Origin of the sequence: Pseudomonas sp. PDM15 (genome assembly GCF_014851565.1) — a bacterium.
Taxonomy (GTDB): Bacteria; Pseudomonadota; Gammaproteobacteria; order Pseudomonadales; family Pseudomonadaceae; genus Aquipseudomonas.
Genome location: NZ_JACVAA010000009.1, coordinates 1 through 22,307, shown reverse-complemented (window position 1 = coordinate 22,307; position 22,307 = coordinate 1). Strand labels below are relative to the sequence as shown.

The 22,307-nt window shown below is 54.9% G+C and carries 26 protein-coding genes; 13 read left to right on the top strand and 13 right to left on the bottom strand.

All coding sequences use genetic code 11. The annotated features are described in order from the left end of the window. Positions 1–3: 3 nt before the first annotated feature. From IB232_RS21410 to IB232_RS21390, 5 genes are all read right to left on the bottom strand, one after another. Positions 4–510: a glyoxalase superfamily protein gene (locus IB232_RS21410; protein ID WP_192400588.1), complete on the bottom strand. Its 507-nt coding sequence runs from the start codon at positions 508–510 to the stop codon at positions 4–6. Between the two features lie 172 nt (positions 511–682). Beyond that, on the bottom strand, positions 683–1,672 hold the full coding sequence (locus IB232_RS21405) for a DNA-binding protein (protein WP_192400587.1): 990 nt from the start codon (positions 1,670–1,672) through the stop codon (positions 683–685). Then, positions 1,650–2,210, bottom strand: coding sequence for a hypothetical protein (locus IB232_RS21400; RefSeq protein ID WP_192400586.1), 561 nt, complete (start codon positions 2,208–2,210; stop codon positions 1,650–1,652). The genes IB232_RS21405 and IB232_RS21400 overlap by 23 nt, the downstream gene beginning before the upstream one ends. A 67-nt stretch (positions 2,211–2,277) precedes the next feature. Beyond that, positions 2,278–2,904, bottom strand: a complete 627-nt coding sequence (locus IB232_RS21395; RefSeq protein ID WP_192400585.1) for a hypothetical protein — start codon at positions 2,902–2,904, stop codon at positions 2,278–2,280. A 38-nt stretch (positions 2,905–2,942) separates the two neighbouring features. Further along, the gene (locus tag IB232_RS21390; protein ID WP_192400584.1) at positions 2,943–3,563 is read right to left on the bottom strand and encodes a 3'-5' exonuclease; all 621 of its coding nucleotides are present in this window, start codon (positions 3,561–3,563) and stop codon (positions 2,943–2,945) included. A gap of 99 nt (positions 3,564–3,662) precedes the next feature. Here IB232_RS21390 and IB232_RS21385 point away from each other — a divergent pair, with 99 nt between their 5' ends. The 7 genes from IB232_RS21385 to IB232_RS21355 all read left to right on the top strand — a co-directional run bounded on the left by IB232_RS21385 (position 3,663) and on the right by IB232_RS21355 (position 8,725). Next, positions 3,663–4,436 carry a TraX family protein gene (locus IB232_RS21385; protein ID WP_192400583.1) on the top strand — a complete coding sequence of 258 codons (774 nt, stop codon included), beginning with the start codon at positions 3,663–3,665 and terminating at the stop codon, positions 4,434–4,436. A 12-nt stretch (positions 4,437–4,448) separates the two neighbouring features. Beyond that, positions 4,449–4,601: a hypothetical protein gene (locus tag IB232_RS21380; protein ID WP_192400582.1), complete on the top strand. Its 153-nt coding sequence runs from the start codon at positions 4,449–4,451 to the stop codon at positions 4,599–4,601. 142 nt (positions 4,602–4,743) lie between these two features. Continuing rightward, positions 4,744–5,751, top strand: coding sequence for a nucleoid-associated protein YejK (yejK, locus tag IB232_RS21375; RefSeq protein WP_192400581.1), 1,008 nt, complete (start codon positions 4,744–4,746; stop codon positions 5,749–5,751). Between the two features lie 5 nt (positions 5,752–5,756). Then, entirely contained in the window at positions 5,757–7,385 is a 1,629-nt protein-coding gene (locus IB232_RS21370; protein ID WP_192400580.1) for a DNA sulfur modification protein DndB, read from the top strand. A 2-nt stretch (positions 7,386–7,387) separates the two neighbouring features. Next, a complete protein-coding gene (locus IB232_RS21365) occupies positions 7,388–7,600 on the top strand; it encodes a hypothetical protein (RefSeq protein ID WP_192400579.1) in 213 nt (70 codons plus the stop codon). Between the two features lie 276 nt (positions 7,601–7,876). Continuing rightward, positions 7,877–8,104: a DUF6354 family protein gene (locus IB232_RS21360; protein WP_192400578.1), complete on the top strand. Its 228-nt coding sequence runs from the start codon at positions 7,877–7,879 to the stop codon at positions 8,102–8,104. Between the two features lie 309 nt (positions 8,105–8,413). After that, a complete protein-coding gene (locus IB232_RS21355; protein ID WP_192400577.1) occupies positions 8,414–8,725 on the top strand; it encodes a hypothetical protein in 312 nt (103 codons plus the stop codon). A gap of 477 nt (positions 8,726–9,202) precedes the next feature. On the opposite strand, the gene IB232_RS21350 is transcribed toward IB232_RS21355, so the two are convergent. Together IB232_RS21350 and IB232_RS21345 are read right to left on the bottom strand one after the other, a co-directional pair. Then, entirely contained in the window at positions 9,203–9,616 is a 414-nt protein-coding gene (locus tag IB232_RS21350; protein WP_192400576.1) for a hypothetical protein, read from the bottom strand. Next, complete coding sequence (locus tag IB232_RS21345) at positions 9,613–9,987, bottom strand: hypothetical protein (protein WP_192400575.1); 375 nt, start codon at positions 9,985–9,987, stop codon at positions 9,613–9,615. Before IB232_RS21345 ends, IB232_RS21350 begins: the two co-directional genes overlap by 4 nt. Before the next feature lie 211 nt (positions 9,988–10,198). On the opposite strand from IB232_RS21345, the gene IB232_RS21340 reads away from it, so the two are divergent. Together IB232_RS21340 and IB232_RS21335 are read left to right on the top strand one after the other, a co-directional pair. Then, a complete protein-coding gene (locus IB232_RS21340) occupies positions 10,199–11,077 on the top strand; it encodes a hypothetical protein (protein ID WP_192400574.1) in 879 nt (292 codons plus the stop codon). Positions 11,078–11,252: 175 nt separating this feature from the next. After that, on the top strand, positions 11,253–11,618 hold the full coding sequence (locus IB232_RS21335; RefSeq protein ID WP_192400573.1) for a histone-like nucleoid-structuring protein, MvaT/MvaU family: 366 nt from the start codon (positions 11,253–11,255) through the stop codon (positions 11,616–11,618). Positions 11,619–11,661: 43 nt separating this feature from the next. Here IB232_RS21335 and IB232_RS21330 read toward each other — a convergent pair whose 3' ends face one another. Continuing rightward, positions 11,662–13,890, bottom strand: a complete 2,229-nt coding sequence (locus IB232_RS21330; protein ID WP_192400572.1) for a ThiF family adenylyltransferase — start codon at positions 13,888–13,890, stop codon at positions 11,662–11,664. Then, a complete protein-coding gene (locus IB232_RS21325; RefSeq protein ID WP_192400571.1) occupies positions 13,887–15,077 on the bottom strand; it encodes a metallohydrolase in 1,191 nt (396 codons plus the stop codon). The genes IB232_RS21330 and IB232_RS21325 overlap by 4 nt, the downstream gene beginning before the upstream one ends. 130 nt (positions 15,078–15,207) lie before the next feature. Here IB232_RS21325 and IB232_RS21320 point away from each other — a divergent pair, with 130 nt between their 5' ends. Both IB232_RS21320 and IB232_RS21315 read left to right on the top strand, forming a co-directional pair. After that, entirely contained in the window at positions 15,208–16,089 is an 882-nt protein-coding gene (locus tag IB232_RS21320) for a WYL domain-containing protein (protein ID WP_192400570.1), read from the top strand. Continuing rightward, positions 16,082–16,648: a hypothetical protein gene (locus IB232_RS21315; protein ID WP_225592468.1), complete on the top strand. Its 567-nt coding sequence runs from the start codon at positions 16,082–16,084 to the stop codon at positions 16,646–16,648. Before IB232_RS21320 ends, IB232_RS21315 begins: the two co-directional genes overlap by 8 nt. Positions 16,649–16,805: 157 nt before the next feature. Here the strand turns inward: IB232_RS21315 and IB232_RS21310 are convergent, their stop codons facing one another. Both IB232_RS21310 and IB232_RS21305 read right to left on the bottom strand, forming a co-directional pair. Then, the gene (locus tag IB232_RS21310; protein ID WP_192400569.1) at positions 16,806–17,702 is read right to left on the bottom strand and encodes a ComEC/Rec2 family competence protein; all 897 of its coding nucleotides are present in this window, start codon (positions 17,700–17,702) and stop codon (positions 16,806–16,808) included. Positions 17,703–17,766: 64 nt separating this feature from the next. After that, positions 17,767–18,552: a hypothetical protein gene (locus IB232_RS21305; protein WP_192400568.1), complete on the bottom strand. Its 786-nt coding sequence runs from the start codon at positions 18,550–18,552 to the stop codon at positions 17,767–17,769. Positions 18,553–19,251: 699 nt separating this feature from the next. Between IB232_RS21305 and IB232_RS21300 the strand changes: the two genes are divergently transcribed. Continuing rightward, positions 19,252–19,698 (top strand): hypothetical protein, encoded by a 447-nt coding sequence (locus IB232_RS21300; protein ID WP_192400567.1) that lies wholly within the window; start codon positions 19,252–19,254, stop codon positions 19,696–19,698. Next, on the top strand, positions 19,699–19,995 hold the full coding sequence (locus tag IB232_RS21295) for a hypothetical protein (RefSeq protein ID WP_192400566.1): 297 nt from the start codon (positions 19,699–19,701) through the stop codon (positions 19,993–19,995). 86 nt (positions 19,996–20,081) lie between these two features. Here the strand turns inward: IB232_RS21295 and IB232_RS21290 are convergent, their stop codons facing one another. Both IB232_RS21290 and IB232_RS21285 read right to left on the bottom strand, forming a co-directional pair. Continuing rightward, positions 20,082–20,948: a hypothetical protein gene (locus tag IB232_RS21290; protein ID WP_192400565.1), complete on the bottom strand. Its 867-nt coding sequence runs from the start codon at positions 20,946–20,948 to the stop codon at positions 20,082–20,084. A gap of 171 nt (positions 20,949–21,119) precedes the next feature. Continuing rightward, a complete protein-coding gene (locus tag IB232_RS21285) occupies positions 21,120–21,725 on the bottom strand; it encodes a TetR/AcrR family transcriptional regulator (RefSeq protein WP_192400564.1) in 606 nt (201 codons plus the stop codon). Positions 21,726–22,307 lie beyond the last annotated feature (582 nt).

The following is a 22,307-nucleotide window of genomic DNA, read 5'->3' as shown; positions in this document are numbered from 1 at the left end:
AATTTAGCTGGCGACAGAAGCTGCGCTTCGGCGACCGATGCGATCCAGTAAACTCCTGGCAGCCTCCATTTCCGCGTCGCTTGTTTCTTGTCGCTTTGCCAGTCGGCCGAACATGGCAAGAAGATCTGCCAGAGAAATATTCTCATCCTCCAGTGCGGCTGCGATCTCCTGGTTCTCGCGAATCCTCTTAGCCTGTTCGAGGGCATTGCTCGTCTTCACAGAAGGAGTACGTTCGATGCCGGTCGCCGCTGCCGACGGGCCGGTTTCACCCTCAGCGCTGGCCACTCGCTCTACGGCCAGCTGCTCAAGCTGCATATAAAGCTCAGGAGAGACATGCTTGCTTGGCGTTTCGGCTTTCTCTACCGAGGCTTCAGCAGTCCGCCAATTCTTGAATGCGTGTGCAGCCGCTACGGCCTCCAGGGCTTGCGAGTGAGTTATCTCAATGCCTTGGCTGGAGAAGTGTGCGCGCAGGAGTTTTGCCTGCGACTTGAGAGATTTAGTCGTGTGCATGGTGTGCCTCTACGATACTGGCGCGCATGAGAGCGTGTCGCTCCCTCCGTTACGACGTGCCAGCCGTTAAGACCACCACGAAGAGAAGAGCTTGCTTTCGCCATACCTGAAGAGGCGGAGGGGGGAGGCAGCAAGCGGCCTCCGCATAGCCTAATCAGGTCGATACCGTTTGTCACTCTTGAGCATTCGAGGGGGCTTTCTCCAGCTGCTCAGCAGCCCGTTGCAGCGTTGTGATCCTTTCCGTGAGTTCGGCCAAGCGCGCGGACGATGCGATTGCTTCAGCCTGGAGCACCTGGTTGCGTTGTTCCAGTGCCGATCGCTGAGTCGAAAGGTCTTCAACCTGCCGGCGAAACGCGGTGTTCTCGCCCTCGGCCTGGGCCGTCTTCTGTTTCGCCTCACTGAGTTGCGTCTGCAGGCCGGAAATAGATCCGTTCAACACCTTCAGTTCCCTGCGATGTTCGGTGCGCTCCTGGTCGAGTTGCCGCATGAACTTGGCGGTGTCCTTCTCGTAGCGTTCCAGTTCGTTTCGGATCTCCAACTCAAGCCGTGCGACCTTGGCCTGATGCTCGGTCGCCATCTCGGCCACCACCTGGTGGCGATGCTGGGTCTCCGTATCCAGCTTGCCCTGCCAATGGCGTATCTCTTGATCTTTCTCCGCAAGGGCTTGCTGGTGAGCCAAGTGTGCAGTCGAGAGTTTCTCCTGCTCCTGGTCGAGCCGCGCGCCCAGTTGGCGCAGCTGCTCTGTAAGACCTTCTTCGCGCTGCGAGGCCATATCCAACTGTTGCTGCAGTAGCTCGATCTGCCGGTCTCGCTCCGCGAGCTTTTCCTTGGCCTGCGCGGCCAGCTGCTCAGCCTGGCTGGCTGACTGCTGGGCGCGCCGGTTTTCCTCATGGAGGAAGACGCGTAACTCGTCGAGCTCGCCGCGGGCGGCGGCTTTCAGCTCCAGCCAGAGTGTGCAGAAAGCATCCTGTACCGGCTTGGGGTAGTCGCCGGCGGAAGCGCGCTCCGCCACCTCTGCGAGGATCTGCTTGACCTCCATGAGGATCGTGTTGCTCGACCCCTTACCGGTGATCTCGCGAACGCGCCGCCATGCCGGGGTTTCCCCGGCGCGCAGAAGGGACATGACAGCTTCGAAGGTTTCAGGGCTGTACTTGTTGCGCATCGGAGACACTCCCGCGCTGGCACGCTGCCGGCGACGCTTGCATTTGGGTGAGGGCGGCCTGCAGCCGAACGACCTTGCTCAACACTGCGTCGAAGTCGGGTGCTGGCATCCTTGGGTAGGTGTTCCGCCAGTCCTCGCCATAGAGCATCTCCAGAATCGCTTCCGGCATCTCGTCGACTTGCTCGGTCAGCGGTATCGCTTCAGTGGCTCGGTAGAAGACGCGGGCAGTAGGCAGATCAATGCTCCGCAGGCGCCGCCGGCGGATGATCATCGACTTCGCCTGGCGTGCGATTTCAACTCGATCAGGAGACGCTCCGCTCCTCTGCGTGAGCAGCTGAGCAAGGTGTTCTGGGGAAGCTTGTGCGATGAATTCAAGAGGCGAGGCCGGCACGCTGTGCAGACATGTCCATGCATCGGACGCCGCGCCATCAGCGATCGTCAGCAGTAGCAGGCTCTGCCCCGGCTGATCTATATAGGCGGTGAATGGTTCACCGCCTTCTATCGAGATGGCGGTGCATTGCTTGAGCCTGGCAGTCATCGGGAATCCTAGTTTTCACGTCATCCCAATATATGCTTTTGCAATGCACAAAATCAATATTTCGGCGTTAGAGGCTGGGCGCGCTGTCGCCGCCCTGGGGGGACCGAGGGTCAGGAAGTTCGTACATGTGTGTAGGAACTTCACTGGTCTCCACAGGCACGTTGGACTTGATACAGGTGGGGTTAAAGATCACGCCAAGCACCTCGTTGCCCTCTGCGCTCTCAAAGCTGGCATCGATCCCGTTTGCCAGGAAAAGCGCAGCTAGCGCGAGCCCCCGGGCCCCATGCGCCAAGTCTGCTTCCACGCAGAGGTTCAATATCGACTCGGCCAGGCAGTGAGGGGCATCTCCTACCAGCACTCTGGAGGCGAGATCCCTCCGTCCGGATGCCGCGCGGAGCTTGGTTAGGAGCTCCGCCTGGGCGCGCTTGGGGATGAACTTGCGGACGAAGTTCTCCACCTCCGCAATGGGAATAGCTGCAGATTCAAGCAGCAAACGCGGCTCTAGTTCGAGTTTGCGAACCTGTCCATCGCCCCTGGCGTTTTTCTGCGCGCTGAGGAAGTGGGTTGTGCAGTGGATGCCCGGCGCTCGCTCGTTGCGGCCTTTACGGCCGGGGTGAATGTCGGCGGCGCCGTCCCACTGCCGGCCGCCGTGCCACATGACAATACGGGGAAGCTTTGTGTTCGATGAGTGCATTGTGACTCCTTTCTTGGGCCAAACAACGCATCATCATCTCACGGAGTCGCTAGCAGATCATTGGCAGGTGCTGGGGAGCGCTGAACGAGTTGGGCCATCACTCTCTCGGCGCCGTGTTGCCACAGCATGGCCTCAAGAATTCCTGCCGCGGTGATGGCGTCACCGTCGGCGCGGTGCGCCGTCCCTGGTGTCACATCATAGGCCTTGGCGACTGCGCCGAGCTTGCCGCGCTGAGATCCGCTGACCTCAATCCAGATATCCCGGACATCGAGCTGCAGTTCAGGCTCACAGATGGTGAGGCCGTACCGATCCATGCAAGCCTGCAGCACACCCACATCAAACGCCCGGCTGTTGAAACCAGCGACGACATGCCTCTCGAATACCGTGGAAACCCAGGGGTGAAGGCTTGGATAGTCACGGGCCCCGGAAACCATTTGGTTCGTGATCCGGTGTACGTCTGTTGCGCTTTGAGGAATAGGGAAGCCCGGGTTCACCAAGGTAGCCTCGCGCTTGACCACCCCACTCGGCGAGACGGCCAGGTAGCCCAACTCGACGATTGCGACATCTGGGTCAAGAAAGCCTGTTGACTCACAGTCGATGATAAAGATCGACCGCTTGAGCTCGCGGGCGAGCTTTGTGATCAGAGGGTAAGGGTTCATGTCGCGCCTAGGCTTATGTCGTAAAAGATTGCTTGATATTCTATCGCAATATCATAAAGCAATGCTGCAGGGCCTTCGGCGCCTTGCCCGATGGTGGACATGAAAACGCTCAATGCTCAGGTGCCGATTCAAGCAGCGGTCGACGCAGATGGCTCTGGACGCATTCGATCGCTCGATCTCATCAAGTGGCTTGCCATCATCCTGATGGTTCTGGACCACCTGCGCGCCGTCTGGCCTGCAGCTGAACCGCTGACGGTTCCAGGTCGCATGGCGCTGCCCCTTTTCTGCCTCGCGATGGCGGCGAATGTCACTCGGCAAGCCAAAGGGGAAGCGCCCTGGGCGCAGAACCGGCGCTATGTCATCTCTTTGATCGTATTCGCAGTGATCAGCCAGGCTCCGTATCAGGCCCTGTTCGGCCCTGGGCTGAACATCATGTGGCTGCTTCTTCCTGCCCTTCTTATTGCCCTGGCGGTTCATCACCGAGGCCACGCGGTTTCGCTGGGAATCATTGGCCTCATGTTTACGATCGCCGCCAGCAGCCGGCTTGGCTACCACGCGAGCGCTGTGCTGATTCCCGCGGCTATGGTGGGAGCCATCACGGCTACGGGCTGGGCCCGGGCTTTCTGGGCCTGCTGCGCCGCAACCCTCTGTGTAACGGCCAATCTGCTGATACCCGGTGTTCCAGCATTGGCGTCCGATGGCGAGCCGTTTGTTCTGCTGATGATGGGAGCGGCATTTGTGGCCCCTGTGTTCGGCTTGTGGTTACTGCGACAGCGCGTCCAATTCCTCCCGCCCCCGGTTGGGCGGTGGGGTTACCTATTCTATCCCGCGCACCTCGCAGCCTTTGCGCTGTTGCGCCTGCTCACGCACTAGGAGTTGAGCTCCATGAAGAAGCAAAAGCCAATGCCGCCCGAGAAGATGGAGAAACCTAAGGGCCAGCCAAAGAGGCGCGATAGTGAGCTTCGCGAGGAGATGGGGCCTTGGCTTTCCTGTCCGCCGATCATTGATCCCTGGGAGGATGGCCTGATCGTTCGCTGATAGCGAGCTCATGCCTGCTCACCTATGCACGGTGCATAGGGCGCACGCAGGTCCGAAAGCGCTGTTTGTGCAGTTGTTTACTATTGCAATTACGTTTAGATACTTCTAGTCTACTCCTGACCATTACACAGGAGTTGGCAACATGCCCATCCGCCACAGCATTGTTCACCTGATCGACAAGAAGCCCGACGGCAATCCTGCAGTGCTGCATGCTCGCGACAGCGAACTAGCCTCATCGGACGCAATGGAGAATCTGCTGGCCGATCTCAACGAGAGCTACAACGCCAAGCAGGGCAAGGCCTGGGGCTTCTTCCATGAGGAGTCCGGCGCATACCCATTCAGTGGCTGGCTGAAGGCCTACCTCAGTGGCGAGCAGGACTTCACGACCTTCAGCCGCCAATCTGTGGAGCAGCTGCAGAAACTGATGGAAGAGTCCAACCTGTCCACCGGCGGGCACGTTCTCTTCGCCCACTATCAGCAGGGCATGACCGACTACCTGACCATTGCTCTGCTGCTGCACAGCGATGGCGTGGCGGTGACCGACACGCTCGAACTCACTCCGGCCAAACACCTGGACCTCGGCCAGTTGCACCTGGCCGCGCGCATCAATCTCAGCGAGTGGCAGAACAACAAGCAGTCCAAGCAGTACATCTCGTTCATCAAAGGCAAGAACGGGAAGAAGGTCTCGGACTACTTCCGCGACTTCATTGGCTGCCAGGAGGGGGTTGACGCCCCCGGCGAGACTCGCACGTTGCTCAAAGCCTTCAGCGACTTCGTGGAGAGCGAAGATCTCCCCGAAGAAGCCGCGCGCGAGAAGACCGGCATCTTGGTCGACTATGCATCCTCGCAGGCCAAGATGGGCGCGCCGATCACCCTGGATGAGCTGTCCGGCCTGATCGATGAAGACCGTCCTCGGGCGTTCTACGACCACATCCGCAACAAGGATTACGGGATGTCCCCCGAATTCCCCGCGGATAAGCGCACGCTCAATCAATTCCGGCGTTTCACCGGAAGGGCCGAGGGCCTGTCGATCAGTTTCGAAGCCCACCTGCTGGGCTCGAAGGTCGAGTTTGACGAGGAGCGCAACACGCTCCTCGTCCGCGGGCTGCCGACCCAGCTGGTCGACCAACTCAAGCGTCAGAAGGGCTGATTTCCATGCATCATGCAGTCGTGACAACCCGCGATCTGACGCTGAAGCGGACCACCTATCAGCGCGGTGAAGTGGTCTCTTTGCATCGCGATTCCTTCTCTGCCCGCGATAACGCGCGGAAGCTGAATACCAAGAGCAACGCAAGTTGGAAGGAGGACGACTTTGTAGCCGTCCATTGCGCTGATGGACTGAAGAAAGGTGATGTCCGCGAGGATCTGGTGCTTGAGGCAGAGAAGCAACAGATCCGTGACAAGGGCTTCCGCCTGATGCAGGCGATCCTGGCGGAAGAATTGACCGGCAAGCCAGACGTGTATGCCGAAAGTGCCGGGCTGATTTTGTTTGACCTCGGGCTGACTCTTGAGCAGCTGCGCGATATGTACGAGTCCGAAGTACGGCAGAAGCATGCCGAGCATGTACTGTGGACTCAAGAAATGGCACAACGCAAGGCTCGTGGCTTCGAGGCGCAACAGAGCGTCAACTCGCTGCGCAACCAACTCACCTTCAGCGTGCCAGCTGTGCGCGGCGTCCAGGCAGGCAAAGAGTTCTACCTGACCCAGGTGCCCTACGGCGTGCTGGCGAAGATGTTCGTATTCGATGACGAGCAGGTGCCCGCGGAGCTCCGCGCGCAACGCACCCTGAACCCCAAGCGCGCCCAGGGCATCAGTGAATACATGCTGTCGAATCGGGATGACTATGTGCTGCCGTCCCTGACGGCCAGCGTTGACAAGGCCATGTGTTTCGAGCCGGTCGAGGGTAACGACCGCCTGGGGACTCTCTACATCCCCATGGACGCTACCATGCTCATCAACGACGGCCAGCACCGGCGCTATGCGATCGAGCTATGCCTGAAGGCAGACGCTGGCTTCCAGCACGAAACCGCACCGGTCCAGATCCACTTCGACCAAGGGCTCAAGCGCAGCCAGCAGATCTTCTCGGACATCAACAGCCGCCAGGTGAAGCCGAGCAGCTCGATCAATGCGCTGTACGACCACCGCAACCCATTCAATGCCTGGGTGCTGGATTTGCTGGCGGCCATGCCGGATGTGAAGCGCCGGATCGACTTTGAAAACGCGAACCCCGGGGCTCGCTCTTACAAGCTGTGGAGCCTCGTCTCCTTCAAGCGCTTCGTCACCCTCCTGACGGGCGTTGGCGACAAGACGATTGGCTTGATCGATAAGGAACACCTCGGCGAGATCAGTGGGTTCGTCGTCCGCTTCATGGAGGAGTGCAGCAACCACATTCCTCAATGGAATTCCATGCTGCAGGCGCAGATCCCGGCGTTCGATGTACGTGAGCAATTCGTTATCGGACATGCCGTGTTTCTTGAGGCTCTGGGCATGTTCGCGCGCGTGGCGCTTTTCCATGGCACCTACCTGACGGCCGCGGAGCGTGATGCGAAGCTGATCACGCCGGATCGAGCCAAGTGGATGCGCCTGGTAATGCTGCAGGGTATCTCGCCGGCCAAGGACCATCCTGACTGGCAGGGTCGCTGCGTACACCTGGGCAAGATGCAGAAAACCACTGATGGCGTGAAGTCGACCGCAGCGGTCCTGCTCAAGCTTGCCAGCATCGAGCTACCAGCTGACCTGGCTCAGGTTGATGCCCGCGTACTGGCAACCAGGGACGGGAGTTGAGTATGGCCTCCGCCGGCAACGACGAAACGCTGTACCGCGTTGGAAACTTCCTCCAGCCTCTACCAGGCGATCCCGCGGTCAAAGGGATCCTCCTGGCACGGGAGGAGGCCCGGCGCATGGCCAGCGACGCGACGTGCACTCCGATCGCCATCTGGGGCCAGCATGACGAAACCATCGCGCTCTTCCTCAATGGGGAAGAGTTTCAGCCTGTTTGATCAGCTGGGGAACGCTCGCAGTGAAGAAGGGGGATCCGATTTATTGTCGTTGCCCAGCCTGCCGCTCAACGGACGTTAACCTCTATGAGCACTTCACGGTGAGCGACCTGTATGAGGTTCGCGGTGGAAGGCTAGCGGATCGTCTGAGTGAGGAGTCCCCACAGGCGACGGGGCAGGTTGATGGTCGGTGCGTGAAATGCGGTCACCGGTGGAGGCTGCGGAAGAATGTGATCCAAGAGGCTTACTTTGCAGCTGACGAGAGCAGGAAAACAAGCGATGACGACGCCTGACAACATCACGAAGGAAGGGGTTGAGGTTAAGCCCGGGCAGGTCTGGAAAGACCTAGATAAGCGCTCCTATGGACGGCAGTGCAAGGTGATTGCCGTCGAAGACGGGAAGGCCAAGATGCAGCATTACGCTCGTGGTCAACTCGGAAGCAAGACCACCGTCTCCATCCGTCGCATGTACAAGCACAGCACCGGCTGGGAACTGGTTAGCGAATAAGGAGGGGCGACTCGCTATGAGCAAGCCGACAGCACGTCAAATAGCCGTTATGCGATTTCTCGCACGAAGTTACCCGGGCCCTTGCCTGCTGAATGAGCTTGATCAATTCAGCCCGGAGCACCCGGAGATCATCACGGCTCGGCAGCATGTGCCGGCGATCCGGGCGTTGTACCGCAAAGGCTGGGCCGCTCCATGGAAGAACTGGGGGCACTGGGCGTCAGTGATGACCGACGCCGGCATGGCAGTATTCCGCGAAGCATGTGAGCCTGCGGCAAAACCTAATGATCAATCAATTCGAGGGAACCAAGAATGGCCGCAACCGCCAAGAAGCTGAGTAAGGCACAGCAATTCATCAAGGACATGATCCGCCACCGCGGTATTGAGTTCGCTCAGATCGGGATGATGGTCGAGGTTGATGGGGGCATCGGCACGATCCAGGGTATGAACGACAGCGCGAACCTGGACGTTGTGTTCACCAACAAACTCAAGTACGGCAAGCACGTTCATAACTGCCATCCTATGTGGCGAGTGAAGTATTTCGACGCCGACGGCAAGCTGATCGCCCACCACGATGGCGACCGCTGGCTGATCAGACCGGAGCAGAAGGCGACTGCAGTATGAGTGCGCACCCAAAGCAGGCCACTCGACTGAGTGCCAATATGCGCTGGGTTCTTCAGGGGCTTTGCGATGGCAAGCCGCACGACCATGGCTGTTCCGGCCGGTCCGAACACGGCGCCCGCATTCAGACGCTGATAGCTTTGCGCAGACGAGGGCTCATTGACGAACATAATCGCCCAACCACTGACGGCTTAACGTTGTGCCCGCCGGCGGGGCCCAAGTGACCGGTATGCGCAGGGATCTGCTGGATAGCTATGTTGCACGCTTGCGTCAAGAGGCCTCCACGCACTATTCGATCAATGTCGAGGTGCCCTATATGGTCGGCCGCAAGCGGTACGCAGCTGGCCTTCCTTGGAGCAATGCTCATCGACTTACCTACCGCGCGCAGCGCCTGGCTCGCCTCGGCTATGCCGACGCCGCTCACGGCCGTGCCATTCGGCCAGATGCCGAAGCCTGGTCATGTCTGAATGGGAAAATCAGTCAGGGGCTGAAGGAGTGGGGCGGTTCGGAAAGCCCAACCTGCACGGAGGCTATCTGAAGAGCGATCTCGATCACCTTGTCTGCAGGGATCGTGACTGCGGTATCCAATAGCCCCTCAGGGCTCTCGTACTCTTCAGCCCTTATCGGGCTGTGAGTAGACGGGATGCGGTAGGTTTGGATTTTTCGAGGTAGCGATGGAAGCAGGCACTCCTCGACGAGTCGGATCAGCACCGCATGGGCAAACGAAAATGAGCGCCCATCACCATTGCCCAGCGCTTCATCAGAAACCAGAGCAGGGCACTGATCCTCAACGTCATACAGCACGTCATCCAAAACGCTGCCGTCGGCGAATCCCCAGTTGCTGAACAGATCAGCAGCGCTGAGGGTTACGCTGGCTTGATGTGCGAGCCTCATGGCTGCTGCGGAATATCGTCTGGATGGATCCCAAAGAGTCTGGCTACAGGCTCACGGAGCGCATTACGCAGGCTCGCCAATTCCTCTTCCAGGTACGCGATACGGGCCTGGGCCTCCGACACCCCGGTCTCGGCCATGAGCGCCGCGGCGGCATAGGTTTCCATCCGGACGTAGCTCAGTTCACCGAAGCCATTGAGGCTGTAGCCGGTCAGTTGAGCGAACTGCTCGCGGTCTTCAACGCTGAAGTCTTTGATGGCCAGCATATTCATGTCGATGCCGCCATTGTCGAGCAAGTAACTCACGATGGCATTCGCTTTGAAGCGCAGCGTGCCTTGGGAGTCAACGGTCAACGGTTGGATAGGGTGGTTCATGTGTGGGAACTCCTCTGTGCGATGGCGCGATAATAGGCACATGTGCCTATTATCGCAATAGCGCTCCACCGACATCAACTAGTTTTTGAAAATAAAAACTGTCGCGAAAAAATAAAAACTGTCGCAGGAAGAAATTATCACCGGCCCCTTCCTGCGACAGGCTGGTTTTGCCATCTCAAACCTAGTCTTGCGGCTGGGTTCCCGAATTCTATTGCCCATCATGCTTTTTCGAATTCAAAGTGAAGAGTCTGTCCGTTCGTTCATTGCACGAAATATCCTAATTAATCCTAAAGGATTTAATAAAGAGAACCTTGGTTATGCTCTTAGGCGGGCAATTAATTCCAAGCGTGTTAAATATGTAGCTGAAGAATTGGGTTGGGAAGAGAAATTTGGGTTAAATCGTCTTCTGTATAATCATACCTATATGGTAGAGCGGATAATCATCCGAGATGAAGATCAGCGTAATTATTCATTAGATCAGTACGGTGGGGCTTGGGAAGACCGTAGAGATTTAGATAGTGCGCTAGGGTATTTCTGTCCAGATTGCGTGCGTGAAGATATCGATCTACTTGGGTTTTCCTATTGGAAGAGATCCCACGCTTATGATGTTAAAGTATGCGCTAAGCATAATGTGAAGCTTATCGGCGAGTGCCCGTTTTGCTCTATGCCCTTCCACTATGCAAAACATACTTTTGGGTCTATGTGGGTAGGGTGCAATGGGCGTATGTTTAGTGAATGCAGTTCTGTAGCGAACAATGATACAGATGAGTTTAATAAATCTAGGTTTTATCGCGATGTTTGTGGCTATAATTACTATATATCCAGAAGTGCGGCGGTGAAGGCCATAGGTCGTAAAATTTCCATTCTTCCTGATAGTGAGATATTAAATTTAGAGAATGATGTTGGCCGTCGCTCAAAAGCGTCTTTTGCTATTTTTCGAGGTTTAAATAACAGTTGTACGGGTGAGTCTCTATCTAGCTTTTCAAGTGATATACTGTATAAAGGATTTAAGCTTTATGGAGGGTTTAGTGAGTTTATAGCTGAGGTTGAAAGTATTAGCGGTAGGCTTGCTGTAATACGTGATTATTGATCTTCACGTATTGGCTGTAATTAAGGCTGAGTGTGATATATGTGGGTTGGTGACTCGCTGTACAGTCGTGATAGGGAAAGCATCGTTCTGCTAAGCTTGATAGAGCTTTACTAACTAAGGAATCTAGGTAGAGTAGCTGAACGGGTCTATCTGCTTTGCTAACGAAGGTTTACATATGTCAAAACTCGCTGAATTTAAAGCGCTCGAAGCACAGTTGGCTGCTCAGCTAAAGCAGCTCGATCATCTGAAGAATGATGGTGAACTGAAGCGCGAAATTGAATTCGAAGAAAAGCTCCGCGCTCTGCTAGCCGAGTATGGCTTTAGCCTGAAAAACATCATCAGCATCTTGGATCCGCAAGCACGGACAAGCGTCGCGGTGGCAGTTTCTGTCCCACAAGGCCAGCGTCGTAAACGTCAGCTAAAGGTTTACAAGAATCCAGAGACTGGCGAGGTAGTGGAGACCAAAGGTGGTAACCACAAAGTATTGAAGGTTTGGAAGGAAAAATACGGTGCTGAGACCGTAGAAGGCTGGCTGCAGTAAGAGACCGACCTCGAAGCCAGACAACGCCTGGCCTCGAGGGCGTTTACTGCACAGTAAGAGAAATATCGCTCTTCGCGACAATCATCATCAGAGCTGGCAGCCCTTCCGCGCTCATCTTGCGATGCACAGTATTGAGCAGTGCCTCATCTTCTTTGCTGGGCTGTGCTGACACGCCATCCGGATGTGAGTGCCACTCGCCTAGGTAGTCCACCACGCGCGCTGTTCTATCCAGTACCTTTTCAAGCTCTTCCTGCTGTCCTGCCTCGCCCCTAATGAAGTGTGTTGGGCTGGATTGGCTGTCAGGAGGTGTAGGTAGCACGTCTACGATCACGAGTGTTTTTGCCTTTAGATCGGTCACGCCTACGATGGAGCTGCCGGTTTCATTGGGCAGTGCAGCTATACGCGCTTGCCTGAGCTTATCGACGAGCCCTGCGTCGTATTTGATAGTCCAGCCGTTCGAAGTCGTTGTTAAAACTTCAGATATGGAAACCTCATGAGATGCGACTGCACCCGACTGTTCCTCATAGGTCCAAGTACAGATGCGCGCTTCGGGGTTTGCTACTGATTGTCTCAATTGCCGCGAAAGGACGCCGGCATGTAGGTGGACACACTCATTAGCAATGCGTACCGAAATGTCCCGGCAGCCGCCACCTACCCACCGATCGCCGAAGTGATTTGCAAGGTGTGCACGGCCCCAGTCATTGCTGAGGATTGCCCGATAGTACTGTCCTTCCAATCCATCAACGCGCAGCTGTCGAGCCTGATCCTCAAGAATCATTACGCTAGAAAGCCCTGAAGGTGTCAGGAATAGACTCGCTATGCGCGGAGTATTTGGATCGCGGGCGAGCTCGCGGGGTGCTTCGAGGGTGGTTGTCACGTCTACTACCAGTTGGGCTTCTTTCAAGGTGTTGAGCACGTCTGCGTCCTGCGACAAGATGCTCTTCGCGATAGCTCCAGGTGGGGGCTCCTCTGGGTAGATGTTCGCTACGTGATTTTGCATGACGCTGACTTTCGATTGACCAATTCCGTAGTCGAACGTTACGTGGCGGCTGAGGTTGTGCGGCATCAAAGTGTCAGGATCGATGAATGTCCAATGTCCCCATCCCTGACGGATCCACAAGTCAGCCAGTGCGCCGCCAAGCGCACCTACGCCGGCTAAAACGCCACTGAACCCAGCTCCTTCAGCTGCGATAGCTGATAGGTCCCGTGCCATCTTGGCTGTGAGTGCAGGCCGCACCTCTACTGGTACTAGCTCAAGGGATTGCCAGGCAGTGCCGTGCTCCCTCCCAACCAGTTGTATGCGCAAGCAATGCCCTTGTGGGTCGGGCAGGCCTAGCATGTCGAATGATTTAGCGAGCTCGAAAAGAGAAGCCCGCATCATGTAACCCAATACATCCATCCGCTCATAATCACCCTGCCTGGTACGGGGAACCCATATAAGGACCAAGATTCCTTCCCCAATACCCTGCGAGGGCTTCACTCCTTCAGCGATGGCTTCATAAACATACTCATACAGCTGCTGCCCAAGCTCACTACCCCAGATCTTCAGCTGATCTTGAAGCTCACCAAGCGTTTCTGGTGTGCTGACAACAGATGTTGAATCTACTGATGGAACTTGGATGGATACGACCCGCATTGCTTTGGATTGCAATTCCTCGCCATTGGATGGAAAGGCACGCAGCATCACGGATTCGCCTACGCTGGCTCTTCCAATCGAAAGCGTTTTCCCACCTGCTGTTGCGTATTCGGCGTAGTTCGCGGGAAGGATCAGCTGGTAGGGGCTCATGTAGAAGAGCTGCTCCAACGGCTGGTCATCTCGGTGCAACTTCAGTTGCGCCGAATCTCTGAGCCACCAGAACATCCGCGCGATGAAGCGTTGAGCTGTCCAACTCCGCTCAACCGTCGCCCAGTTCGCCTCATAAAGACACAGCGTTCGCGGACGACCAGGTTCTCTCGCGTGCTGATGTGAGAGCGACGGAAAATCCTTCCGTAAGGTATGAACCAGCACCTTAACGCGGTATTGAGGATTGATACTTATCGCAAGGCGTTCTTGGCGGCGAATCCCGGCCGGGTTGCCGGCATCAACTGTGCCGTCCCCCGCATCGATGACGATATAGTCGGTTCGAACCGACTCAGTTGCCTCGAAGCGCAGTTCGCGAACCTCAGTGTAAGGGCACGCATTGAAAGCATTCAGAAGCGCTACAGTTTCGGGATAAAGCTCCCCTTCCTGGGGAGCTTCAAGCAGCTCTCCGAGTACAAAGTACTCGATCATTTACTACTACCGGCCCGAGGGGCCGCAGCTGCCGCTACCGACGTGGTGGTGGCCCCGGCCAAAGCAGCAGCCACAGCAGCCTTTTTGACTTTGCCTCCGTGCTCCACGGTGAACTCCATAACGGCCTCATCTTTGAGATCACCAGTACATCCAAACCAGCCGTCCACATCGCTCAAGATGTCTTTGTACTCGCGTCTCGCACGGATGTTCGGCGGGTCAATATCGTCGTCGAGAATCTCTTTGCTGCTCGCAATGATGGTGGCGCCGTTGCGAGCTTGGCCAAGGGCATTGCGCGCGCCCTCGTTGAGCTCGGCGTCCTCCTTCTTCTCCGACCAGCTGTCATAAGACAGGGTGCGCCAGGAGCAGTGGTGCGGTGCGAGTAGCAGGTCGTACTCAAGTACTTCAGGGGTGTCCTTGAAGCGCTCCCACATACGCTCCCAGATCAGCACCGCTGCGTCGCCGCCGACCAAGAACCGAGTTTTGGCACTGGCGTATGCGGCGGAAGAGATTTCGATGTTCATGATCACGCTGGATTCGTTCTTACCCAGGCGCTCTTCAAGATTGGCGTCTTCATCATGCGGCGCAGGAGCAAGCAGATGGGCACGGAAAAAGCCAAAGCATTCATCGCCATTGATTCGGCTGAACTTCTCGCCCGACTTGATAACGATTGGGAGGAGTTCATCGGTCTTACCGTTGATGTCCTCGCCCATGATAAGAATGCGGTTTCCACTTCCCGCGCTTCGATAGGTCTTCCAATACTCGACCCGCCGGCGTGCCTCTTTATCAAAAGCCTTCGCATCATCGCAAAGCGTATGGTTCTTCGAGCGGCGTTTGAAGATCAGCGGGGACGACCACAGCTCACGAATAAGGATGCGCTTCTCTTCCTGAGGCAAGTTGTCGTCTGGGTAGTCGTAAGGCTTACCAAGCCAGAAGTGCTTGGCCAGTCCACGGCAGTGGTCCTGATCCGGATGGCTCAGAAGAAACACGTCCACATAGGGGCGCAAGTCCCCATCTTTCAGCAAGCGCTTGCGGAGCGCGCTCGCAACGTCAGGGGTGTCGTCGTCCGGATTATCGGCTGCTACGCGAATGTTGCAGTCAATAAGAATGGTCGTGACGCTTGTGTCAGCAAGCCGCACGAGGGCCATGTCACCATTGCCGACTTGGAAAAACGTGATCTTCGCCGCCATAAGTCCCTCCCCGGGTCGCCGTGCGAGCTTGAGAAAACCTTCACGTCGGTTAAGATACGTATAGAAAATCAACCCGTCTATATACTATGCGAATATTTTTTATGCCCATAATTCCGAAGGCTGTACGCTAATGAGCAATCCGACTGCGCGCACAGGTCGGTGGGGGCAGGACCGCCGCCTAGAGTTCATTGACTTCCGGCTCTACTGGGAGGGGCGTCTCAATCGATCAGACCTGACGGCGTTCTTCAGGATCTCGGTTCCTCAGGCGTCATTGGACCTGGCGGCCTATCAAGAGCTGGCTCCAGGCAACATGGTCTATGACCGGACGCAAAAGACTTATGTGGCGGCCCCTACCTTCAAGCCTGTGCTGACCAGTTCAGACAGTGGCCATTACCTTAATGAGTTGTTGTGGCGAGAGATTGGGACTGTCGCTGCCAGTGATAGCTTCATAGGTTGGGCGCCACCTGTAGCAAGCCTGCCGTCACCTACCCGCCAGGTAGACCCGCAAATTCTCATCAACGTGATCAGGGCCTTGCAGAAGGAAGAGGCGCTGACTGTCGACTACCGCTCGATGACGCATTTCGATGAGCCAACCGTGAGAACCATCTACCCGGCGTCTTTCGCACATGATGGCTTCAGGTGGCATGTGAGGGCTTTCTGCTTCAAGGAGTACAAATTCAAGGATTTCGTACTGGGGCGAATTGCGTCAGTCCTAGACTCTCATGTGCCCCCTTCACCGGTTCCTGCGGACACTGAGTGGGAAACCTTTGTTGATGTGGTGATCGGCCCGAATCCTGCCTATTCGCTTAGTAAGCGTCGTGCCATCGAGCATGACTATCAGATGGTGAAGGGAGAAACCAAGATTCGAGCGCGTAAGCCGCAGCTCTACTACCTCAATCGGCGCCTTAACCTGAACGTTAATCCTGGTGATCCGGTCGACGAGAGCCAGCAGATCGTCATGCTTCGCATCGAAGAGCACTTGCCCGTAGGGGAGTCACAGCCAGATGTCTGACAGCAGCTCGCAAGCCCAAGCCCCAGCAAAAACTGGGTGGATGATCTTCGTGATCATCATCTATCTAACGGGATTGCTGGTCTTCGCGACTTACTCAATAGGGGCTATGGGTTTAGGTTGGCTGCCTGCGCCGTATGCACCGCTACGTGTGCCGCTCATGTGTGGTGCTATCGCATATGTAGGTGGCGCGTTGTACTGCTTCCGCGCGATCTATCTGAACAAGTGCGTCTACAAGCGCTGGGATCCCGACTGGCATGTCTGGTACTTCATTCGCCCCCTCACCAGCACCATAGCCGGGGCAGTCAGCTATTTGTTCCTCAAGGCCGGTTTACTCGTCTTGGAATCGAGCTCAAATGCCGGCGCCAGCGAGATAGGTTTCTTCGCGCTCGCATTCATCGCGGGTTTTAACGTCGACAAATTCGTGGCGAAGATTGAGGAGGTGGCAAAAGCGGTTTGGGGAATCGAGAAATCGAGGAGCTCTCAGGTGCGGGCTAGCGAGCCGCCACTGCCCATTGATAGCGTCTCTACACCCCCACCGCCCGACACTGGTCGACCTTAAAGCGCAGGACTATTTAGATCGAAGGTCCGGCCGCACCCATACTGCAGCAAGGTTTGCTGGATGATCCATGTCCATCCGTAGCCGTCTGAAATCAAGAGCAGCATGTAAATCCTCTATACATGGCGCCCTTGATGCTCCAATGGGAGGCCATGCCTGTTCAGAGCGTATATTCAGTCTCCACCTCTAACGAGCCTATGTATCCTGGGAATCTATTCTTCCCGAGATTCTCAAGATAGTCGCGGTGATAATTATTACTTGTCACATATATATCTAGCTTGTCTCCCGCACAGTCCATTGTGATGTGGCCAGCGCTGTTCTGGGTGATAATATTGTATCCAGTGTAATAGTGAAGGTGACGCGATGGGGCCTCGCCAATCACGATAATTTGAGGGTCGAGCTTTTCGAGCCAAGAGTCAGGAATCTTTCCTGATGCTCTGCCGTGATGGGATGCAAAAACCACAGTTGTTTTTTTCAGCTCAATATCATCGGCGATACTTTCCATGAAGTCGGTTTCAAGGTCGCCGAGCCACATGAAGCTTGCGCCTCCATCTACCGAGTACCTTAATACGCAGGAGACATTATTGAAGCTTTCGCCAGCATCGCATTTACGAAGAGCATCCTTAAAATCTTCGTTAGAGGTATCCGGCCAAAGAACCTGGACGCCGGAGGAGCCTCTCTCCGTGTCACCTTCGTTGAGCCACTTTCGCTTAACTCCCTTCTCAAGGTAGAAAACTTTTTCTCCATCCCTCAAGGCGCAGTAATGAAGAAATGAGTCGGTCAGATCATCTTTTCTAGCTTTATTTTTCACACAGTAGAAATTTGTTATAGGAAGCTTGGCGTCAAGTTTCTCTATGCCTTTGAAATGATCTTCATCAGGGTGTGTACAAATGAAGCGATGCATCCCCTTTGTCTTCGACACATCCTTTAACTCTGCGATGATCTCATCAGAGTTTTCAGCAGTTAAATTACAGTCAATCATGGTGAAATTATCCCCGCCATGAAGAATGTAGAACATGTCACCATTGCCAACGGACAAGCTTTTAATCGTAGGCATTATGCCTCCTTGCAGAAGTGATGATCCTGTTTGCATTTCTCAATTAATTCATACGAAATTTCGGCTACGCTTCGGCTTTGGTTGGTGTCTTTCTCGGCCTTGGTGTAGGCAATGTGCCCAGACACTCGAACAAGCGCTCTGCGTAGACAAAGCCCATTCGCTTGACGGCGTCCTTATCGAAATAAAATAGCCAGGCAAGTAGTAAAGAAGCCGAAATTAAGATTGTCAGCCCCGATGCAAGTCCTGGGTTGACCAAGTGAATCGGTTCAAAATAAGGTGGTTCAGCCCGAATGGCTCCGGCGATCAACCCTCCGTATCCTAAGCCACAGAGGCAGGACAAAATTCCGACAATTTTCATTGCAACCATGTTTCGATGAAAACCGTAGGCAATATTCTCCTTGAGTAGTAAGTTTTTGTTGTTCCTAGTTAATTCCCTAAGGCGTTTGGTCGCGCCTATGTAGATATCATCTGCTTTATCAGGATCCAAGGCCTCATCCTGTGCACTTGGCATAACAATGCCTAGCTTTGAGAAGATTTCTTTGTGGTATCTCTGCTTACTGATGCTATCTAAAAATTTATCACGGTGCCGCAAGGCTAATGTTGTTGGCAGTCCGCCCCATTGCTTCAGGAGTTTTTCCTCAAGCCTTTTTCCCCGTCCTCGCGCTACGCTCGCCAGCGCATAGATTGCACCACATCCTCCTAAGAGCCCTATTACGCTCGTAAGAATTGGGTGTTTTGCTCCATATACACAGAGTAAAGGAACGAGCAGCGGGAGTGAAACTAAAAGCCCAGGAATCACTCTGGCTTTCCGCTCGTAGGGGTCTTTTACTAGTTCAAATATCGCAACCATTTTTATTCCATTAATTGGGTTTGCAAACAATGACTTTAATTTTATCGTTAATATAATCTAGATCACGACACACCTAGCTATTACAGGCGTTGCTGTCCGCCATATGTGCCGTAGCCGTCAGATCGCGGGCGCATAGTCGAAATACTGCCCTTGATAGAGGCATTTGGCCATTATGTCAATATCAGGATACGGGAGACTACTATTTGCCGATTGAACCCACAGCCAAAAGCGGATATTCGGGGGGCGATTGCTTTCAATAGCGTACGGTCAGCCCCAGGCCGCCGCCACCAAGCGCAGACACAGGATAGGTCTAGAAAATTCGGCGCAACTCATTGGATTGCAGTAGCAAAGGAAAACTGATGGTACATACAAGCGCAATACTTAAAAATGCGGCCTATCGACTGGAGAAGCTCTGCCAGGTTCAGCACCTACTCGTGTACGAGTACCAGGCTGGTACCTACCGGATCGTAACACCAGTAATCACTGAGCACGTCCACACTGGTCTCGATCAGGGGCCCGCTGATCAATACGAGTTCTTCCGGGCAAGGGCCACTCACCGACAGGCTATAAACGCAAACTTCCACACCTGTTACAACCAAGTCTCTGTGACGGTCTGCCACCAGACCGAAACAGTGAAATTCGGGCCGAGCGGCCAACTGATCATGGAAAAAGCGAGGCACCGGCCTGGGGCCAAGTCTCATGGCATGTGTGATTGACTGGCTATTGGCGCGAGGGATTTCGCACTACGCGATCGACCCAGGTTCACTTGCGGGAGTTGATGCTTCGAATGACAACGACCGTCTGCAGCGCAATCGGTTCTACAAGGCCTTCGGCTTTAGGCTCTCGAACTGGAACGGCACACAGGTTGATTTGGACGTCGTTGATGGGACCTTCACTGCGGACAACGTGGGTGCCCTTTCAGTACCTGAGCGCTACAAGCGTCGACTCCAATATTGGCCAACCTTCGAATCTAACCTACGGGATGAGCGTCAGCTTGGTGTTGAGAGCTTGGCAGAGCACAAGTGCATCGACGAGTGGACTCACGGGAAGTCGTGGATTGGTCGGAAGATTCTTGAGTGGTGGAAATGGCCGGTTCGTTTTGCGACCCGACACAAGCATCCGCTGAAGGAATGGGAAAAAAGCTAAATGCCTCGTCCTGCATTCCGCGTCACCCTCAAAAAAGTGGACGAGAATAGCTCCAAAATTGCTGAGCCATTATGGCCAGAAGCAGACCACCACGAACGGCAGCTACCGGCCGATTCTGTTGAAAAGTCGGCATTGGCCGGGGGCTCCTGCTCAGTCTCTAAAAATCGGATGATTAGCGTGCTGCCACGCGAAATCTGGAGTAGTTCAGAGGCGGCATTTGCTCAGATTTCAATGTCAGCCGCGCAATTTCGTGGGCAGAAATTGCACTGGGACTTTTTCAACAGAATCGGCCATTAGCTGCCGCTCACGAGCTTCCGCGCTGGGTCAGTAGAAAGGAGCTATGGAGCTAGCTTGGAGGCTCGCTGACTAGCTCTTCTGACCGGTTAGAGTTCAGTTGCAGTTTTAGCGCGCTCTAGAAGATAGGCTCGGATCTGTGGCTCAAATCGCGAGACCATCTCCTCATCATTTGTGCTTCGATATAAGTCAATAAGCTGATCAGGATGAGTCGCCATTCGGCGAACTGCTGAATCCAACTGGAGTGCCATATTTTTCCCCCAGCTGCTGCGAGTGCAATAAAAACCGGCGTGCCCCATGTGTATGCCTTCCGCTATAGGAATGCTGATAAGTTTGGCGGAAGAGCTTTGGGACTCATTGGTTCGGCTGACCACAATAGGATATTCAAGGGTGTAGTCATATCTGCCATAACTGATCATGGACAGCAAATTACCACCCATGGAATTGCTGCTGATAGAGGCTATCTTTTTCTCTTTCTTCGCTAAAAGTATTAATGCAGATAAGTCAGCAGAATAAGTTCGCGCGGGAGTGATTACCCCCTGCAGGCCTTCTGTTTGGATTAGCTTTTCAAAGCTGACCACCCCATTGGTGAGCGGCAAGCGGTCCTGAATCTCAGGCCGGACAACGAGATGCATCGGAAGAGCAGGGACAAATGGCACGAAGTAACCGACCTCATCGCGGTCAGGATGTTTTACCCCGATAGTTGTACAGAGGGGCGTACCTGAGGACATTTCATGTATCACGCGATTAGGGACGCTTACGATATAGTGATGCTCAAGTTGAGGAAGCTCGGACTCAATCAGCTTTTGGACAGCATATATTGCGCCATCAGACGGTTTGCCATCCTTTAGTTCAGCGAGACCAACAATCGGCAAGGTGTACCAAGTTAACTCCTCCGCAAGTGAGGGTGTCGAGATTGCAATTAGCGACGATAAGATAATTATTATTCTGCGCATATAACCTTCTAGTAACCCATTGGGTCACTTTAGAGTCAGGGGTCGAGTGAATCCTGTGCCTCCTTGCTTGATTGATGCGGTGATCCGAGGAAAAGCCCGTCTCATCCATGGCGCTAATCTGCTCAGAGACAGCATAAGGAGGCTTTGGGGCAGCTTTATCGGATGTAGTTCCTATGCGCTCTTGAACGCAAGAATGCTGCGCCGGGCTATTTCGAATATTTCATCTTTAGTAAAGGCCTCTCCGGTGACGACGCTGCGGAAGAATAGGGGGGAGCAGGCCAGCTCAAGCAGCTGACGAGGGCTTGTACCTGTGGGTAGCTCACCCCGTTCGATGGCTCGCTCGACAAGCTGGCCACTGACGGTGAATCGCTCTGACCAGAACTGAATCCGCGCTTGATTAATCGCCTCGATACCATTCCCCTGCGTCATTGCTGCCTGTAGCAAACCTGCTATCAGCGGCGACTGAAGTGTTGCCGCTATGGTCAACATCAGTTTGCTCAAATCACCGTGTAGCGTGCCGGTATCAGGAAGCGGCACATCCTGTCTCACGCGGAGCAACGCAATCTCAAGAACCAGCTCAGCTTTGCTTGGCCAGCGGCGATAGACGGTTGTTTTGTTGACTCCTGCTCGTGCAGCTACCTCTGGCAGCTCCAACCGCTCGTAACCTCCCTCCTCAAGAATTTCCAGCGTGGCAGCGTAAATGGCCGCAACAACTTGGCTAGCCCGTCCTCCAGGGCGGGCACGTTTGCTCACCCCAGCTTGCTCGGCATCACTCATCGAACCTCCTGACTAAATTCCATATCGCTGTAGCAACGATTGTTGCATTAGCACTTGGGCATAGAAAGTCAGTCTCCCAACCTACCTGCCCCCCTACGGTAAGGCCCATGCCAGAGCCTTCGCCTCTTGGTTCCTGTGTGTCCGAATCTAAACGAGCCGTGCGAAATCCCCCTACCTAGCTGCGGATTGGCGATCAGCGCGCACGATCAGAGTGGTTTACTTTCCGCATTAAAGCAACTATGGTTGCGTTAATGGTGCTTGGTAACCATGCTCATGACCGCTTTCAGCTCATCGTCCGCGAGGAGGTGTCGGGGCGGCCCTAAGCAGGGGTACAGGCGCCTTTGAGGTCAGAGTTCGTTTCGACGCCGCTCTGAACAGAGGCTCTGGGTACCCAACCTCTGGTTTACCGGGCCAGGGTCGCAGAGTCGCTATCCATGACCGCTCTGGGTCGCATTAACCAACCCCAGTGGAACTGCCATGAAAACAACAACAATGCGTTATGGGCGGCACATGCCTCTCAGTGCTATCGCGGCGGCTATTGCAGTGATCAGCGCGCCTACTGCTCAAGCAGTTACGTTCAAC

What these genes read in the sequence shown, in the direction of transcription:
- IB232_RS21410 (WP_192400588.1), bottom strand. Translation starts at nt 510, where the DNA reads ATGCACACGACTAAATCTCTCAAGTCGCAGGCAAAACTCCTGCGCGCA.
- IB232_RS21405 (WP_192400587.1), bottom strand. Translation starts at nt 1,672, where the DNA reads ATGCGCAACAAGTACAGCCCTGAAACCTTCGAAGCTGTCATGTCCCTT.
- IB232_RS21400 (WP_192400586.1), bottom strand. Translation starts at nt 2,210, where the DNA reads ATGACTGCCAGGCTCAAGCAATGCACCGCCATCTCGATAGAAGGCGGT.
- IB232_RS21395 (WP_192400585.1), bottom strand. Translation starts at nt 2,904, where the DNA reads ATGCACTCATCGAACACAAAGCTTCCCCGTATTGTCATGTGGCACGGC.
- IB232_RS21390 (WP_192400584.1), bottom strand. Translation starts at nt 3,563, where the DNA reads ATGAACCCTTACCCTCTGATCACAAAGCTCGCCCGCGAGCTCAAGCGG.
- IB232_RS21385 (WP_192400583.1), top strand. Translation starts at nt 3,663, where the DNA reads ATGAAAACGCTCAATGCTCAGGTGCCGATTCAAGCAGCGGTCGACGCA.
- IB232_RS21380 (WP_192400582.1), top strand. Translation starts at nt 4,449, where the DNA reads ATGAAGAAGCAAAAGCCAATGCCGCCCGAGAAGATGGAGAAACCTAAG.
- yejK (WP_192400581.1), top strand. Translation starts at nt 4,744, where the DNA reads ATGCCCATCCGCCACAGCATTGTTCACCTGATCGACAAGAAGCCCGAC.
- IB232_RS21370 (WP_192400580.1), top strand. Translation starts at nt 5,757, where the DNA reads ATGCATCATGCAGTCGTGACAACCCGCGATCTGACGCTGAAGCGGACC.
- IB232_RS21365 (WP_192400579.1), top strand. Translation starts at nt 7,388, where the DNA reads ATGGCCTCCGCCGGCAACGACGAAACGCTGTACCGCGTTGGAAACTTC.
- IB232_RS21360 (WP_192400578.1), top strand. Translation starts at nt 7,877, where the DNA reads ATGACGACGCCTGACAACATCACGAAGGAAGGGGTTGAGGTTAAGCCC.
- IB232_RS21355 (WP_192400577.1), top strand. Translation starts at nt 8,414, where the DNA reads ATGGCCGCAACCGCCAAGAAGCTGAGTAAGGCACAGCAATTCATCAAG.
- IB232_RS21350 (WP_192400576.1), bottom strand. Translation starts at nt 9,616, where the DNA reads ATGAGGCTCGCACATCAAGCCAGCGTAACCCTCAGCGCTGCTGATCTG.
- IB232_RS21345 (WP_192400575.1), bottom strand. Translation starts at nt 9,987, where the DNA reads ATGAACCACCCTATCCAACCGTTGACCGTTGACTCCCAAGGCACGCTG.
- IB232_RS21335 (WP_192400573.1), top strand. Translation starts at nt 11,253, where the DNA reads ATGTCAAAACTCGCTGAATTTAAAGCGCTCGAAGCACAGTTGGCTGCT.
- IB232_RS21330 (WP_192400572.1), bottom strand. Translation starts at nt 13,890, where the DNA reads ATGATCGAGTACTTTGTACTCGGAGAGCTGCTTGAAGCTCCCCAGGAA.
- IB232_RS21325 (WP_192400571.1), bottom strand. Translation starts at nt 15,077, where the DNA reads ATGGCGGCGAAGATCACGTTTTTCCAAGTCGGCAATGGTGACATGGCC.
- IB232_RS21320 (WP_192400570.1), top strand. Translation starts at nt 15,208, where the DNA reads ATGAGCAATCCGACTGCGCGCACAGGTCGGTGGGGGCAGGACCGCCGC.
- IB232_RS21315 (WP_225592468.1), top strand. Translation starts at nt 16,082, where the DNA reads ATGTCTGACAGCAGCTCGCAAGCCCAAGCCCCAGCAAAAACTGGGTGG.
- IB232_RS21310 (WP_192400569.1), bottom strand. Translation starts at nt 17,702, where the DNA reads ATGCCTACGATTAAAAGCTTGTCCGTTGGCAATGGTGACATGTTCTAC.
- IB232_RS21305 (WP_192400568.1), bottom strand. Translation starts at nt 18,552, where the DNA reads ATGGTTGCGATATTTGAACTAGTAAAAGACCCCTACGAGCGGAAAGCC.
- IB232_RS21300 (WP_192400567.1), top strand. Translation starts at nt 19,252, where the DNA reads ATGGCATGTGTGATTGACTGGCTATTGGCGCGAGGGATTTCGCACTAC.
- IB232_RS21295 (WP_192400566.1), top strand. Translation starts at nt 19,699, where the DNA reads ATGCCTCGTCCTGCATTCCGCGTCACCCTCAAAAAAGTGGACGAGAAT.
- IB232_RS21290 (WP_192400565.1), bottom strand. Translation starts at nt 20,948, where the DNA reads ATGCGCAGAATAATAATTATCTTATCGTCGCTAATTGCAATCTCGACA.
- IB232_RS21285 (WP_192400564.1), bottom strand. Translation starts at nt 21,725, where the DNA reads ATGAGTGATGCCGAGCAAGCTGGGGTGAGCAAACGTGCCCGCCCTGGA.